This window comes from Streptomyces sp. NPDC048462 (genome assembly GCF_043200175.1).
GTDB lineage: Bacteria > Actinomycetota > Actinomycetes > Streptomycetales > Streptomycetaceae > Streptomyces.
The window spans coordinates 691,212-705,871 of the sequence record NZ_JBICXG010000001.1 but is presented as its reverse complement, the minus strand read 5'-3'; the positions used below and the strand labels follow the sequence as shown (position 1 = coordinate 705,871).

Genomic DNA, 14,660 nt, shown 5'->3' with positions numbered 1-14,660 from the left:
TGCCCGGTCGCGGATGGATCACCGCCTTCCGGACCGCAGCCGGCGCAAGAGCCATCCGGCGCGGTAGGGGCGGTTGCCTTCACCGGGTGCTGTCCAGTTCCGTGAGCTTGCCTTTACGCAGGTCGAAAATGCGGTCGGACTGCAGGGCCAGGTGCTGGGAGTGGGTGACGACGACCACGCGTTTGTCCTGCTCACCGGCGAGGTCGCGGAAGGTGTCGATGACGCCCTGGGCGGTGTCCTCGTCGAGGTTCCCGGTGGGTGCGTCGGCGAAGACGATGTCGACGTCGCAGGCGAGCGCGCGAGCGGTGGCGACGCGCTGCTGTTGGCCGCCGGAGAGGCTCATCACGTTGCGGGTGGCCATCGCGCTGTCGAGGCCGCTGGCGAGGGACAGCAGAGTGGTCCTGCCGCTGCCGGAGGGGCCCAGGATGGTGCGGAGAGTGCCGCGCTCGAAGGCGTAGCGGACGTCCTTGAGGACCGTGGTTCCTGCGGCGCCGGCCGGAGCAGGTGTGGCTGACACCAGAAGATCGGCCAGACCCGGGTCCGGGCTATTTCATCTCGATCTCGACGAAGGCCAGCGGCGAGGTCCCCGCGTTGACTACTTCGTGCTCACCGCCGGCCGGGCGTGCGTAGGAGACTCCTGCCCGCAGGCGTGACGGGGTGACCGTCCCGTCGGGGGTGATCACGTCGGTGGTCCCGTCGGTGACCGGTACGACGACGTAGTCGTACGCGTGCAGGTGCCGGCCGGTGCTCTGGCCCGGCTCGAAGTCCCACCGGGTGACGCGGACCCGCTCGTCCTCGTGCTGCACGCTCGCGCGGGCGGTGGTCGTCATGGTCGTTCTCCTCTTCGCCGGCTGCCCCGCCGGTGCGGTGGACAGGACGGGACACGACGTCCCGGTCGTCAGGCTAACCACAGCGTTCCGCGCCGTGCTCGGGGGCCTCCAGCCCGCCTGCGCGCCCTCGGTCCCAGTGCCGAATCGGTCAGTACGCGCGGCGGCGCCGCAGAGGCGGCACCTCTTGACGCGAACATGGCGCCTGGCTAATTTCAGAGAACGCTCTCCTCCAGTCCGCAGAACACCCCCCCACCCTGGCCAAAGCGTTCCGGGAGTCTCCCCCATGAAGCGATTGCCAATCAAGACCGCGGCACTCACAGCACTGACAACGTTGTCTTCCTTCATCGTCGGCGGTGTCCCTGCCGCGTCCGCGTCACCCGCTGCGGCTACGGCGGCCGCAGCGGTGTGCAACACGTACTGCGACGCGCGGGATCCGGCGTTGAGCTCCCAGGACCGCGTCCCGGTCACCGCCACGGTCTCCTCGCGATCCATCGCGCTGCACTTCGACGATGCCGGCGCGATGGGCTGGGCGTCCATCGACAACGGCGGCTCCGATGACCAGGTGTGGCTGGACCGGTCCATGGACGGCGGGCGGACCTGGGCCGACGGGAGCCGCCTCGGCGGCACCTCGGTGCCGTCCGGCGGACGGGGCTGGCGCACCCAGATGTACAACGTCGACGACTGGAACACCCAAGGCGTCGGTGCCCTTCGGGCCTGCGGGCAGCCGGCCGGCGGCGCCATCGCCTGCACTTCCTGGGCACGTACCACGTGGAACGCGGGCAGCCGGAGCACGGCGGCGGCCACCGCGCTGATGATGTCGTTCGACCGGGGCAGCAAGCTGTTCGGCGGCAACGCCTGGTGGACGAGCGCCAACGCGCTGACCGCGGTCATCGACAACAGCCGGATCAGCGGCATGGGCAGTTACACCTATGCCATCGCCGAGACGTACGACAAGAACATCAACGCGCAGGGCGGGCAGTTCCGCAACGAGTACCTGGACGACACCGGGTGGTGGGGCCTCGCCTGGATCGACGCGTACGACGTCACCGGCGACAGCCGCTACCTCGACACCGCACGGGCCGACGCCGACCACATGAACGCGAACTGGAACGACACCTGCGGTGGCGGGGTCCGCTGGAACACGGACGGCAACTACAAGAACGCCATCACCAATGAGCTGTACCTCCAGCTGAACTCAGCCCTGCACAACCGCATACCCGGCGACAGCACCTACCTGGACCGGGCGAAGAGCGAATGGAACTGGTTCAAGGGCAGCGGCATGATCAACGCGGATCACCTGATCAACGACGGTCTCACCGACGCCTGTGCCAACAACGGTCAGCCCACCTGGACGTACAACCAAGGAGTCGTCCTGGGCGCGTTGACCGAGTTCCACAAGGCCACGGGCGACGCCGGCCTTCTGACGACGGCCCGTGAGCTGGCCGACTCCTCCACCACACGCCTTGAGACCGACGGCGTCCTGCGCGAACCGGGCGAGGGCGACAGCTGCACCGGAGACGGCCCCAGCTTCAAGGGTGCCTACGTACGCGGCCTCGGGGCGCTCGACCGCCAGCTCTCCGACCACCCCTACGCCCCCGCCCTCACCCGCTGGGCCAACAGCGCCTACGACCGCGACCGCAACGCTCTCGACCAGTACGGCCCGCACTGGAACGGCGGCGACGGCACCACCGGCTCCGGCTGCCAGCAGAGCGTCCTCGACCTCCTCAACGCCGCCGGCTGACGGAGCTCCCTCGCCGTCCGGTCGAGGTACTGGACCGGACGGCGTACCAGCACCGGGGCGCCGCTTCGGGCTCGTCCTGAGCGGCCTGCCGGGTGGGGAAACGGACTCAACCGGCGGGGCGGGAGTGCACGCTGACGGCATAGCCGCCTCCGTCGTGGTACGGGTCGCCGCTCCAGGTCGCGTACCGGTGGCGCAGGGTCAGCCCGGCCCGGGCGCACCAATCATCGAACTCCCCCAGGGTCAAAGGCGGTTCCGGCAGCGGCAGGTGTGCCGCGTCAAGGCCCATGCCCGTTACCAGCAGGCCTGCGGGACGCAGTGCGCCGGCCAGCTGCCGGACGACGTCCGGTTCCGTGCCGGGAGCCAGCAGAGGAATGACGTTTCCGGCCGCGAGCACCAGGTCGTACTCCGGATCCAGGTCGAGGGCGTCCAGCCGGGCCAGGTCGCCGAGCAGCCATTCCTGCGCGGGGGCGTCGCGGCGAGCGACGGCAAGCATGGAGGGATCGACGTCCACGCCAGTGCACCGGTGGCCCAGCTCGGCGAGCCGGATCGCGATCCGGCCGGTACCGCAGCCCGCGTCGAGCACCCGGGCGGCCGGCTCCAGCAATGCGGCGCAGAAGGCTGCCTCGCCGTGGATGTCATGACCGGATTCAACGAGCCGCGCGAAACGCCGAGCGTACGCCTCCCCGCCCTGCCCTCCGGTGAGTTCCGCCCAACGGTCCTGTTGTCCGGTCATGTGCAGCTTGCCTTCCTGACAGCCTCGACGTCCATGTGCAACGGTTGTAATTCCCCGACCACTGCGCGGGACCGCCGCTGCCGCCCGGTGTATGAACAGTGCGCGGCGTCGGCGGGGCGGGCCCGGTCCACTTTCTCACTGCCCGGACTCCGTGCCGTGCACGGGACACCATGGCGTCGAACGTGGATGGGACCAGGCTCCTGCCGCCGCCTCCGGGCCTCGGCCGGCAGGCCCCGGCGGTCTCACTACTGCCGGGCCGCGGCCTGTTCGTCCGGCGCGGTCACGGTCGCGGCCTTGCCGTCCTGCAGCTGCTGGAGACGCTTGAGGGTGGCGGCAAGCACGGCCTGCGCGCCCGAGGGGTCGCCCGCGGCGCCGCCCTCGATCCGGGCCTCGATGCTGACCTTGCCAGAGCGGACGTAGCCGGAGACGGAATCGTCACTGGCGCCCGGGTTGACGACCAGCGTGTTCTCGTCGCCCACTGGCTTCTTGGGCTTCTGCTGCTTGCTGGTCTCGCTGCCCTTCCACTTCGTATACTGGCTGTGGGCGGCGCCGGGCGAGTCGAAGAGGCAGATCGTGAGGTAGGCCATGTTCACTGTCGAGCCGTTGTACTCGTAGGAGGAATCGCCCCCGCGGACCCAGCCCGCCGGCGCCGAGTCGGCGTCGTCCTCCCCGTTGCAGTACTGGCCGTCCGTCACGGACTTGTCGCCGTGCAGGGAGTAGCCGGGCAGGGTTTCGCCGTCACCGAGCAGGGCCTGAGTGAGATGAGGCTGGCTGAGCTGCTGGGTGATCGGCTTCGGGGCCGGAGCGACGACCGGCTTGTCCGCCTTCTGCGTGCTGTCGCCGGAGTCCGCTCCGCCGCTGCCGGAGGAGCAGGCGGTGAGTGCGGCTATACCGACCAGGGTGGAGGCAAGGGTGGCGCGTACACGTGACACGGACGCAGCCTAGCCGTAGTTGATCATCGACCCGGGGGCCCGCTCGGGAGGGCGGACGAGCGCCGGCCGTTCCGTCAGACCTTGCGGCGGGGGAAGCCGAGAGCGACGACGGCCGTCAGGGCTGTTCCCGCCGTTGCCACGAAGAGGGCGCTGCGCGTGCCGTCCACCGTGGCCGCCGCCGAGACGTGCTCGCCGAGGCCCGCGATGCCGACCAGGACCGCCAGACCCACCGCGCCGCCGACCTGCTGGGCCGTGGACGCCATGCCGGAGGCGATGCCCTGTTCGTGGCCCGCGATGCCCGCGGCGGCGGCGCCGAACATCATGGTGTAGCTCGCCCCTTGGCCGAGGCCGAGGATCAGGAAGCCCGGGACGAGCGCGGCGTAGGAGCCGTCGGCGGCCATGGATAGGGCCACCGTCGCCGTGCCCGCCGCGCCGAGGAGGAGGCTGCCGGTCATCGCGGTGCGGGTGCCGAGCCGGGTGGTGATCCGGCCCGCGAGGAGCGAGCCCGCGGTGATCGCCACCATCGGGACGAAGTAGGCGAGGCCCGTGCGCAGGGCGTCGTAGCCGAGCACGTTCTGGAAGTAGAGGGTGAGGAAGTACGCGAGGCTGCCGATCGTCGCCATGAAGAAGAACGTCACCGCCATGCCGGTGCGCAGGCCACGGCTGCGGAGCAGGCGCAGCGGCATCAAGGGGTCACGGGTGCGGGCTTCGATGAGGAGGAAGACCGCGATCAGGGTCGCGCCGGCCGCTGCGGAGAGTACGACCGTCGCGGACAGCCAGCCCGAATCCGGGCCCTGGACCAGGGCGACGACCAGGGCCGTGACGCCGAGCGTGGAGGTCAGGGCTCCGGGCAGGTCGATGCGGCGGCCGGCCCGCCGGGCGGTGTCGGGGGCGATGAGGCGGAAGGCGGCCACCACCGCGATGAGGGCCAGTGGGACGTTGACGTACAGCACCGAGCGCCAGCCCAGGAGCTGGGTCAGTACGCCGCCGAGCAGTGCGCCCACGATGAGTCCGCTGCCGCCCGCCGCACCCCACACCGAGTAGGCGCGGTTGCGCTCGCGCCCCTCCGCGAAGAGCGTGCCGACGAGGGTGAGGGTTGCGGGGAAGAGGAACGCGCCGCCGATGCCCTGCACGGCGCGGGCCGCGATCAGGAGGCCGGGGCCGGTGGCGAGGCCACCCGCCAGCGACGAGACCCCGTACAGGCTCAGTCCGAGCACGAACGTGCGGCGGGGGCCGAACAGGTCGCAGGCGCGGCCGCCCAGGAGGAGGAAGCCGCCGAAGGCGACGGCGTAGGCGCTGATCACCCACTGGAGGTGCTGCGCGGAGAAGCCCAGGCCGCTGCCGATCCGGGGCAGCGCCACGTAGACGATGTTGTAGTCGACGGAGATGATCAGTTGGGCGAAGGCGAGGAGGGCGAGGGTCGCGGCGCTCGCCCTCCTGTTCTGCGCGAGGGCGGGGCGGGCCGGACGTCGGCCGTCCGCCGTCTCCGGGATCGCCATCAGTGGGCCGCCCTCTCGTCCTGGCCCGCGATCTTGCCCGTGCTCAGGGCGATGCGGTTCCAGGTGTTGATGGTGAAGACCAGGGCGAGGACACGGGCCAGTTCCGGCCCGTCGAAGTGGCGGGCGGCCCGGGCGTAGACGTCCTCGGGGACGCCGCCGCGGGAGACGAGAGTGACGGCCTCGGTCAGGGCCAGGGCGGCCTGCTCCTTCTCCGTGAAGAAGTTACGGGCCTCACGCCACACGCCGATCATGTGCAGCCGGGCCTCGTCCTCGCCGGCCTTGCGGGCATCGGACGTGTGCATGTGCAGGCAGTAGGCGCATCCGTTGAGGAGCGAGGCGCGAATCTGGATCAGCTCGACCAGGGCCGGGTCGAGGCCCTCGCGGGCGGCGGCGTCGAAGCCGATGAGTGCCTTGAACGCTTTGGGGGCGGCCTTGGCGAAGTTGACGCGCGGGGCGTGGTCGTGGCTGGTGTTGTGGTTCTGAGTGGTGACGGTGGTGGTCTGAGTGGTGTGCCCGTTGTTCGTCATGACCATGAATCTAGGACCGGAAAAGACCTCGGGTAAGGTGCATTTCCATGCCGGAAACATGGGTCAATTTGGCGGAGCGCATGGGCAGTGACCTGCACGTGGACCTGTCCGGTCCGGGCAGCCGTCGCGCCGTCCTGATCCGGGCGCTGCGAAACGCCGTACGCGAGGGATGGCTCACGCCCGGCACCCGGTTGCCGCCCTACCGCTCGCTCGCCGCAGACCTCGGCCTGGCTCGCAACACGGTCGCCGACGCCTACGCCGAGCTGATCGCCGAAGGCTGGCTGACCGCTCGTCAGGGCTCCGGGACCCGGGTGGCGGAACGCGCCGCGCCGCCCAGGCACTCCCGGAAGCCCAAACCCGCTCCCGCACGGCCCGCCACCCCCACCCACAACCTGCGCCAGGGCGCGCCGGAGACCGCCTCCTTCCCCAGGACCGCCTGGCTCGCGGCCGCCCGGCGTGCGCTGATCGCCGCCCCCGACGAGGCCTTCGGCCCCGGCGATCCGCGCGGCCGCATCGAGCTGCGCCGCGCGCTCAGCGACTATCTGACGCGCGCACGCGGGGTGCGCGTCGACCCCGAGCGGATCGTGGTGTGCTCCGGATTCGCGCACGCCCTGCGGCTGCTGTTCGGGGGTTCGCCCGGCGCGGGCGCCGGGCCGCTGCGCGGGCCCTTCGCCGTGGAGTCCTACGGGCTCCGCTTCCACAGCGAGATCCTGGAAGGTTGCGGGGTACGGACGGTTCCGCTGAGCCTGGACGAACAGGGGGCCCGGGTAGAGGAGTTGGCAGGGGAACCACGGGTACGCGGCGTGCTGCTCACGCCCGCGCACCAGTTCCCGACCGGCGGCCCGCTCCATCCGGCCCGGCGCGCCTCGGTCATCGACTGGGCCCGCACCGGCGACGGCCTGATCATCGAGGACGACTACGACGGGGAGTTCCGCTACGACCGCGTACCGGTCGGCGCGGTACAGGGCCTGGACCCCGAACGGGTCGTCTACCTCGGATCGGTCAGCAAGAGCCTGTCCCCCGCGGTGCGCATCGGCTGGATGGTGCTGCCCACGCGGCTCGTCGACGGCGTGCTCGCGGCCAAGGGCAAGCGGGAAGCGTGGGTGAGCGTCCCCGACCAGCTCACGCTCGCCGACTTCATCGCCTCCGGGCAGTACGACCGTCACATCCGCCGGATGCGCCAGCGCTACCGGCGCCGCCGTGACCAGCTCGTCACCGCCCTCGCCGAACGGGCCCCGCACATCACGGCCACCGGGATCGCGGCGGGACTTCACGCGGTCCTTCGGCTGCCGCCCGGCACGGTGGCGTCCGCGGTCAAGGCCGCGTCCTGGCAGGGGATCGCGCTTGACGGCCTCACCGCGTTCCGGCACCCGCGGGCCACCATGCCGGCCGGGGACGGCCTGGTCATCGGGTACTCGACGCCGCCGGAACACGCCTACGGAGCGGCGCTCGAAGCGCTGCTCCGGGCCATGCCGCCCTCCGACGCCTCTATTGAGAGCCCTGCCGGGTGAACGGCGACGAAAGCCCTCCCAAGTGACCGGCGGCAGCGGGCCGGAGCAGCCCGCACACCCCTCCCCCGGCGGCGCACGACACCCGGGTCTCCGGCTCAGACCGCCGGTGTGGCGCCGTACCGCAGGCCGTCGAAGAGGAGGGTGGTGATCTGCCGGGCCTCGGCCAGCCAGCCCTCGGCGGCACGCATGTGGCAGATGCCGCCCAGGGCCCGCAGCAGGGTGGGGCCGGTGACGTCGTCGCGTACGGTGCCGGCGGCGCTGCCCGCTTCGAGCAGCAGGGAGAGTGCGTTCGCCATGCGGGTGCGTGCGTCGCCGAAGACCGGTGAGTCCGTCGCCATGATGCTTTCCAGAGCGACGGACATCCCCTTGCCCACCGCGGCGTGGTCCACGAGCAGCAGCAGGAAGAGCCGCAGCGCCTCGTCCGGGGCGTGGTGGTCCAGGAGGTCCGTGGGCGCGGCGCACAGCTCGTCGACCTCCTTGCGGTAGACCTCCTCGATCAGCGCTTCGCGGGTCTCGAAGTGACGGTAGAGCGTTCCGACGGCGACGCCGGCGCTGCGGGCGATCTCCTCCACGTGCGCGTCCGTGTCGCCGCTGAGGAACGCCTGGCGGGCAGCGGACAGCAGTGCCTCGCGGTTGCGCCGCGCGTCGGCGCGCAGCGGTCGGGGTGCCGACAAGAGAGCCTCCATAAGGTGAGTCCGGTTCCGTTTGTGTATGGTTTCCGGAGTCGGGTTCATCTTACGGAGGAGATTCCTGTGCCGATCACGGACGAGGGCCTGCACGGCCTTCGAGTACTGGTCACCGGAGGCAGCCGGGGCCTGGGCGCGGCGACCGCCCGCCGCTTCGTCACCGCGGGCGCGACGGTACTGACAGCCTCCCGCAGCCGGCCTCCGCAGGACACCGGTGCCACGTTCATCGCGGCGGACCTCTCGACGGAGGCGGGCGTGGCGGAGCTCGGCCGCCGGGTGGTCGATGCCGTGGGCGGAGTGGACGTCCTCGTGAACAACGCGGGCGCGGCGAGCGCACCGGCGCCGACCTTGAGCCGGTCGGACGAGTCCTGGCGGGCGGACCTGGAGATGAACCTCCTCAGCGCCGTACGGCTGGACCGGGCCCTGGTGCCGGGGATGGTCGAGCGGGGCTCCGGCGTCGTCGTACACGTCTCCTCGATCGCCGGCCAACTGCCGCAGCGCACGGAGGCGTCCTACGCCGCCGCCAAGGCCGCGCTCAACACCTACAGCCGTGAGCTGGCCATCGAGGTCGGCGAGCACGGGGTGCGTGTCGTGTGCGTCCTTCCCGGCTTCGTCGTCACCGAGGGCGCCACCACCCACCTCCAGCACATGGCCGAGCAGCGGGGCGTCCCCGCCGAGGAGGTCACTCGGCAGCTCGTGGATCACCTGAAGGTCCCCATGGGCCGCCCAGGAGACCCTGAGGACGTCGCCGAGATGATCGCCTTCCTCGCCTCCGGCCGGGCGAAGTGGCTGACCGGAGCACAGTTCCGCGTCGACGGCGGCATCATCCCGACCGTCTGAGCAACAACGTCACCGAGAACAGGACACCCATATGCCCCTCACCCTCAGCTCCGTGATCATCGACGCCGCCGACATCGAGAAGGAAAGCGCCTTCTGGCACCGGCTGCTCGATGGCTCGATTACCCGCACGCCGGCCCACCACTTCATCCAGGCGGCCGGCCTTCCGGTGTTCGTCGTCCAGTCGGCCCCCGGCCACGCCGCCCCGAACTGGCCGGACGGCACCTCCCAGCAGATACATCTCGACTTCGGCGTCGAGGATCTCGTGGCCGCTGACCGCACGGCCACCGAGGCCGGCGCCACCCGGCTGCGGCCCACCGACGACATCACCCCGGACACCCGCACCGGCAGCAGGGTCTACGCCAGCCCAGCCGGACACCCCTTCTGCCTGCGCCCTGCCTGAGAAGCGATCGCGGCGGCACCGGGGCCGGCAGGGGTCGAGCCGGTACGGAGCGGCCCTCAGTCGCCGAGGATCCGCTCCCACAGCAGCGCGTCCCGCCAGCTCCCGTCGAGGAAGATCGAGGAGTGCGCGACGCCGTACGGGCTGAACCCGTTGCGGCGCAGCACCCGTTGTGAAGGCAGATTCTCCAGATTGGTGGAGGCCTCGGCCCGGTGCAGCCCGAGTTCGTCCGTCATCACCCGCAGGGCGAGTCCTACGGCGTGCCCGGCGTGCCCTCGGTTCTGCGCGACGCTCGCGATCCAGTAGCCGACGGAGCAGCGGCGCAGGTGCGGCTGCGGCAGGATGCCCCCGATGGTGACCTGCCCGACCACCTGGCCGCCGGCGAGCACAACGCCCGGCCAGACCGTGCCGGCCCGGTATCCGGCCAGCAGTCCGTCGATCCTTTCCGCTTGGCCCTCCGGGGTGAAGTAGTCGGCTGGCTGGGCCGGTTCCCACGGCCGGAAGGCCTCGACGTCCCGCACCCGGTGTGCAGCGATCGCGGCGGCGTCCGTCGGCTCGATAAGGCGGATCGCGGTACTGCTGCCCATGGATCTGGTCCTTGTCACGGTGCGTCGGATGAAGCGGCCAGCCTATGGCTGTCCCGGGCCGGCCCGGCGAGGAGCCCGGGCCTCGACGACCGCACGGAACAGCCGGCCAGCCATGTGGCGCGGGTCACATCGGCCCCATGTCACGAACGGCCGAGCAACTTGCGTCTGGTGGTCGTTCGCAAGGCGCAAGGCCCGGGCGACCGACACGAAAGAGGCGGCAGAGCGATGAACGCGACAGAGACGCAGCAGCACGAGGTTCTGGTCCTGGGTGCCGGTTACGCCGGTCTCTGCGCCGCGATCCAACTCGCGGCCCGCACCAGGAAGCGTGGAAACCTGCACGTGACGCTGGTCAACCCCTACGAGAACTTCACCGAACGGCTCCGGCTGCACATGACCGCCACGGGGCAGGAGACGGCCGAGATGAACATCCGTGAGCTGCTGGAGGGGACCGGCGCCGACTTCGTCCGCGGCTGGGTCACCGCCGTGGACGCCGAGGCGAAGACCGTCCGGATCGACGACGACCGGGACCTCGCCTACGACACCCTGGTCTACGGTCTGGGGAGCGTCGCGGACACCGTCGCGGTGCCCGGCGTCGAGGCCCACGCCCACACCCTGAACAGCCCGCAGGACGCCGCCCTCCTCGCGGACCGGCTGACCCGGCTCGGCGGCGGGACGGTGGTGGTCGCCGGCAGCGGTCTCACCGGGGTCGAGGCCGCGGCGGAGATCGCCGAGCGGTACCCGGAGCTCCAGGTCATGCTGCTGGGCCGGCGGGACCCCGGAACGGGCATGCACCCGAAGGCCAAGGCCCATGTGGACGCGGCGCTCGCCCGGCTCGGAGTGACGGTACGCGCCGGCGCCGAGGTCGCCAAGGTGCTGCCGGACAGCGTCGAGCTGGCGGACGGCTCCAGCATCCCGGCGGCCGCCGTGCTGTGGACCAGCGGGACCCGCGTCTCGCCACTGGCGGCCGCCGCGGGCCTGAGCGTCGACGAGCGCGGCCGTGTGGTCACCGACAGCTCGCTGCGCTCCGTCTCCCACCCCGATGTCCACGCCGTGGGCGACGCGGCGGCGATCCGTCAGGGCTACGGCGTGATGCACGGGACCTGTCAGGGCGGCATGCCGACCGGCGTGCACGCGGCCCTCTCGATCCTGCGGACGCTGGCCGGCAAGGAGCCCAGGCCCTTCCGCTTCGGCTATTACCACACACCTGTCAGCCTGGGCCGGGAAGATGGCGTCGTGCAGTTCACCCACCCCGACGACAGCCCGCGCCGCGTCGTCCTGACCGGAAAGCGGGCCGCGCGGTACAAGGAGACGGTCACCGCGTCGCCGTGGCCGACCTTCGCCCGTATGAAGAAGATGCCCGTCTCGGGCGCGTTCTGGCCGCGCGGCGGCCGCTACACCCGCATCCGGAGTGCCAAATGATCCAGCCTCAGCCGACCGACCGCGACCAGGCCGCCTTCCAGCAGTACCGCACCCTGCTCTTCTCCGTCGCCTACCGCATCCTCGGCACCGCCGTCGATGCCGAGGACGTGGTCCAGGACGCCTGGCTCAAGTGGTCGGCGGCCGATCGTTACCAGGTCGCCGACCCCAAGGCGTACCTGACCCGGATCGTCTCCAACCTTTCGATGGAGCTGCTCCGTTCGACCCGCCACCAGCGTGAGACGTATGTCGGGCCCTGGCTCCCCGAGCCGATCCTCACCGGGCCCGGCACCGCCGATGACGCCGCCGTGGCGGACTCGGTCTCCGTGGCCCTGCTCGTCGTCCTGGAGACACTCAGTCCCCTGGAGCGTGCGGTCTTCGTACTGAAGGAGGTCTTCGCCTTCAGCTATGCGGAGATAGCGGAGGCGGTGGAGCGCGCCGAGCCCGCCGTCCGGCAGGCGGCGCACCGTGCCCGCGAGCACGTACGGGCCCGACGCCCCCGGTTCACCACCGACCGCGCCGGCCAACGCGACGTGGCGAAGCGCTTCTTCGCGGCGGCGACAGGCGGTGACATCAATGCCCTCATGGAGTTGCTCTCCCCCGACGTCACCCTGTGGACCGACGGCGGCGGCAAGGTCCGTCAGGCCCTCAAGCCGGTGGTGGGCGTGAAGACCGTGGCGGGCTGGTTCGCCGCACTCGGCACCGCGAGCTACCAGGGCGTCGAACCCAGCCGGATGCGGGCCGAGTTCACCTGGATCAACGGCGGTCCGGGGGTGGTCTTCCACGGCCCGGACCGTGTGCTTGCCACGATGTCCTTCGACTTCGACCCGGAGGGCCGCATCTCGGCCATCCACAACGTGGCCAACCCCGACAAGCTGCGCGCCGTCTCGGACGGCACTCTGCACGAACTCGCCTGAACCGCCCGGTCGGCACCACGTCGTCGGCCCGCCCCACCGCTCCCGTCCCGTTGCGACGGAATCCGTCGCCCTGGCCGGCCTCAGTCCGGCCGGCCAGGGGCTCCGGCGGTCACGGGGGCAAAGCCTGCGCCGTCGTCAGGCCTTATGCTGCATGTCCCGTCGCGCGGGGTTGCCCTGTTCGGCGGACTTGGGGTCCTTCTCCCCGGCCTTGGCACGAACGCCTCGCTGGATGCGTTCGCCGATCGACTTGTCGATGTTGGACCAGTACTCGAAGGCTCGTCGCAGCACGGGCTCCGTCACGCCGTTGAGGAGATGCCCGACGACGTTGTCCACCAGGCGATCGCGGGCCGCGTCGTCGAGGACCTCACGCACCATGGTGCCTGCCTGGCCCCAGTCGTCGTCCTCGGCATGGGACACGTAGGCGGTCCGGGTGATCTCCCCGTCGGCATACCAGCTGGGCGGGGTCCCGTACCGGGCGGTGTCCGCCTCGGGTCCGCCCTTCGAGTTGGGCGCGTAGACGGGATCCGCGGTCTTGCGGAACGCCATCGCCCCGTCCTTGGAGTACGTGTTCACGGGGGCGACGGGCGCGTTGACGGGGAGCTGCTGGTAGTTGCCGCCGATGCGGTGGCGGTGCGCGTCCGCGTAGGAGAACAGCCGCGCCAGCAGCATCCGGTCCGGGCTCGGGCCGATGCCGGGGACCAGGTTGTTCGGCTGGAAGGCCGCCTGCTCGATCTCGGCGTGGTTGTCGGTGGGGTTGCGGTCCAGCGTCATGCGGCCGACCTCGATCAGCGGATAGTCGCCGTGCGGCCACACCTTGGTCAGGTCGAACGGGTTGAACCGGTACTCCGCGGCGTCCTCGTACGGCATGACCTGCACGTGCAGTGTCCAGCTCGGGCAGTCACCGTCGCGGATGTGCTCGAAGAGGTCCCGGGTGTGGTAGTCCGTGTCGGCGGACGCCATCTGGTCGCCCTCGTCCTGGGTGAAGAACTCGACACCCTGGTCGGTCTTGAAGTGGTACTTCACCCAGAAACGTTCGCCCTGCGCGTTGATCCACATGTACGTGTGCGAGGTGTAGCCGTTCATGTGGCGCCAGGAGCGCGGGATGCCCCGGTCTCCCATGAGCCACGTGACCTGGTGGGCCGACTCGGGCGACAGGGTCCAGAAGTCCCACTGCATGTCGTGATCGCGCAGGTTGCTGTCCGCGCGACGCTTCTGGGACCGGATGAAGTGCTGGAACTTCATCGGGTCCTTCATGAAGAACACGGGGGTGTTGTTGCCCACCATGTCGTAGTTGCCTTCGCTGGTGTAGAACTTCAGCGCGAATCCACGCGGGTCACGCCAGGTGTCCGGGCTGCCGCGCTCGCCGGCGACCGTGGAGAACCGGGCCACCATCTCGGTCCTGGTCCCGGGCTGGAACACCGCCGCCTTGGTGAAGGCGCTCACATCACCGGTCACTTCGAAGTGCCCGAAGGCGCCGCTGCCCTTGGCGTGGGGCTGCCGTTCGGGAATCCTCTCCCGGTTGAACTGGGCCATCTGCTCGATCAGGTAGGAATCCTGCAGCAGGACCGGGCCACCCGGTCCGACCGTGAGCGAATGCTCGTCGCTCTCCACCGGGGCACCGGAATCAGTGGTGGTCGGCTCACGTGAAGTGTCGGTCATCGGGCTGCCTCCATCATCTTGCCTTCAGTCGAAGCGGTCACACGGTCCCGCCGGAAGCGGCGAAACGAAGTCGCGTCGGTTCGACTAGCCCGGAACGTAAGGTGTCAAACCTGGATCAAGCATCACATCGCTTCGCCGATCCCGCTCCGGCCCCGCCGCCTCCGGGAACCTCGGCGACAGCCAAGCCCGTCAACCTGCGCAACGCCCCCACCGCCTCCCACAGACGGTTCCCGCAGCAGGCGCGCTCGGCCGAAGGAGTGCATCGGCCGCGGCCGAACCCCGCTGGCACCTCGCGTGCCCGGCTTCGCACAGGACAATCCATCGTCTTCGCTCGCGTGCCGTCCGGCGCGGGCCGTGATGTCCCCGGCGGGTGGGGACGAGGGCC

Annotated in this window: 15 protein-coding genes; 6 read left to right on the top strand and 9 right to left on the bottom strand. The window is 70.7% G+C overall.

What is annotated here, in order from left to right; translation table 11 throughout:
- Nucleotides 1–79: 79 nt before the first annotated feature.
- Both ACGFU6_RS03015 and ACGFU6_RS03010 read right to left on the bottom strand, forming a co-directional pair.
- Entirely contained in the window at nt 80–517 is a 438-nt protein-coding gene (locus ACGFU6_RS03015) for an ATP-binding cassette domain-containing protein (RefSeq protein ID WP_393607737.1), read from the bottom strand.
- 28 nt (nt 518–545) lie between these two features.
- The gene (locus ACGFU6_RS03010; RefSeq protein ID WP_393607736.1) at nt 546–830 is read right to left on the bottom strand and encodes a cupin domain-containing protein; all 285 of its coding nucleotides are present in this window, start codon (nt 828–830) and stop codon (nt 546–548) included.
- Nucleotides 831–1,113: 283 nt separating this feature from the next.
- Here ACGFU6_RS03010 and ACGFU6_RS03005 point away from each other — a divergent pair, with 283 nt between their 5' ends.
- Nucleotides 1,114–2,571, top strand: coding sequence for a glycoside hydrolase family 76 protein (locus ACGFU6_RS03005; RefSeq protein WP_393607735.1), 1,458 nt, complete (start codon nt 1,114–1,116; stop codon nt 2,569–2,571).
- A gap of 106 nt (nt 2,572–2,677) precedes the next feature.
- Here ACGFU6_RS03005 and ACGFU6_RS03000 read toward each other — a convergent pair whose 3' ends face one another.
- The 4 genes from ACGFU6_RS03000 to ACGFU6_RS02985 all read right to left on the bottom strand — a co-directional run bounded on the left by ACGFU6_RS03000 (nt 2,678) and on the right by ACGFU6_RS02985 (nt 6,268).
- The gene (locus ACGFU6_RS03000) at nt 2,678–3,304 is read right to left on the bottom strand and encodes a class I SAM-dependent methyltransferase (RefSeq protein ID WP_393607734.1); all 627 of its coding nucleotides are present in this window, start codon (nt 3,302–3,304) and stop codon (nt 2,678–2,680) included.
- A 245-nt stretch (nt 3,305–3,549) separates the two neighbouring features.
- A complete protein-coding gene (locus ACGFU6_RS02995; RefSeq protein WP_393607733.1) occupies nt 3,550–4,236 on the bottom strand; it encodes a hypothetical protein in 687 nt (228 codons plus the stop codon).
- Nucleotides 4,237–4,310: 74 nt separating this feature from the next.
- Entirely contained in the window at nt 4,311–5,735 is a 1,425-nt protein-coding gene (locus ACGFU6_RS02990; RefSeq protein ID WP_393607732.1) for an MFS transporter, read from the bottom strand.
- Nucleotides 5,735–6,268 (bottom strand): carboxymuconolactone decarboxylase family protein, encoded by a 534-nt coding sequence (locus ACGFU6_RS02985; RefSeq protein ID WP_393607731.1) that lies wholly within the window; start codon nt 6,266–6,268, stop codon nt 5,735–5,737. Before ACGFU6_RS02985 ends, ACGFU6_RS02990 begins: the two co-directional genes overlap by 1 nt.
- 41 nt (nt 6,269–6,309) lie before the next feature.
- On the opposite strand from ACGFU6_RS02985, the gene ACGFU6_RS02980 reads away from it, so the two are divergent.
- Entirely contained in the window at nt 6,310–7,773 is a 1,464-nt protein-coding gene (locus ACGFU6_RS02980) for a PLP-dependent aminotransferase family protein (RefSeq protein WP_393607730.1), read from the top strand.
- A gap of 95 nt (nt 7,774–7,868) precedes the next feature.
- Here the strand turns inward: ACGFU6_RS02980 and ACGFU6_RS02975 are convergent, their stop codons facing one another.
- Nucleotides 7,869–8,459: a TetR/AcrR family transcriptional regulator gene (locus ACGFU6_RS02975; protein ID WP_393607729.1), complete on the bottom strand. Its 591-nt coding sequence runs from the start codon at nt 8,457–8,459 to the stop codon at nt 7,869–7,871.
- 66 nt (nt 8,460–8,525) lie between these two features.
- On the opposite strand from ACGFU6_RS02975, the gene ACGFU6_RS02970 reads away from it, so the two are divergent.
- Both ACGFU6_RS02970 and ACGFU6_RS02965 read left to right on the top strand, forming a co-directional pair.
- The gene (locus tag ACGFU6_RS02970; protein ID WP_393607728.1) at nt 8,526–9,299 is read left to right on the top strand and encodes an oxidoreductase; all 774 of its coding nucleotides are present in this window, start codon (nt 8,526–8,528) and stop codon (nt 9,297–9,299) included.
- A 31-nt stretch (nt 9,300–9,330) separates the two neighbouring features.
- The gene (locus ACGFU6_RS02965; RefSeq protein ID WP_393607727.1) at nt 9,331–9,699 is read left to right on the top strand and encodes a VOC family protein; all 369 of its coding nucleotides are present in this window, start codon (nt 9,331–9,333) and stop codon (nt 9,697–9,699) included.
- Nucleotides 9,700–9,755: 56 nt separating this feature from the next.
- Here ACGFU6_RS02965 and ACGFU6_RS02960 read toward each other — a convergent pair whose 3' ends face one another.
- Nucleotides 9,756–10,283: a GNAT family N-acetyltransferase gene (locus ACGFU6_RS02960; protein ID WP_393607726.1), complete on the bottom strand. Its 528-nt coding sequence runs from the start codon at nt 10,281–10,283 to the stop codon at nt 9,756–9,758.
- Between the two features lie 225 nt (nt 10,284–10,508).
- On the opposite strand from ACGFU6_RS02960, the gene ACGFU6_RS02955 reads away from it, so the two are divergent.
- Nucleotides 10,509–11,702, top strand: coding sequence for an NAD(P)/FAD-dependent oxidoreductase (locus ACGFU6_RS02955; protein ID WP_393607725.1), 1,194 nt, complete (start codon nt 10,509–10,511; stop codon nt 11,700–11,702).
- On the top strand, nt 11,699–12,616 hold the full coding sequence (locus ACGFU6_RS02950; RefSeq protein WP_393607724.1) for an RNA polymerase sigma-70 factor: 918 nt from the start codon (nt 11,699–11,701) through the stop codon (nt 12,614–12,616). Before ACGFU6_RS02955 ends, ACGFU6_RS02950 begins: the two co-directional genes overlap by 4 nt.
- A gap of 135 nt (nt 12,617–12,751) precedes the next feature.
- Here the strand turns inward: ACGFU6_RS02950 and ACGFU6_RS02945 are convergent, their stop codons facing one another.
- On the bottom strand, nt 12,752–14,275 hold the full coding sequence (locus tag ACGFU6_RS02945) for a catalase (RefSeq protein ID WP_393607723.1): 1,524 nt from the start codon (nt 14,273–14,275) through the stop codon (nt 12,752–12,754).
- Nucleotides 14,276–14,660 lie beyond the last annotated feature (385 nt).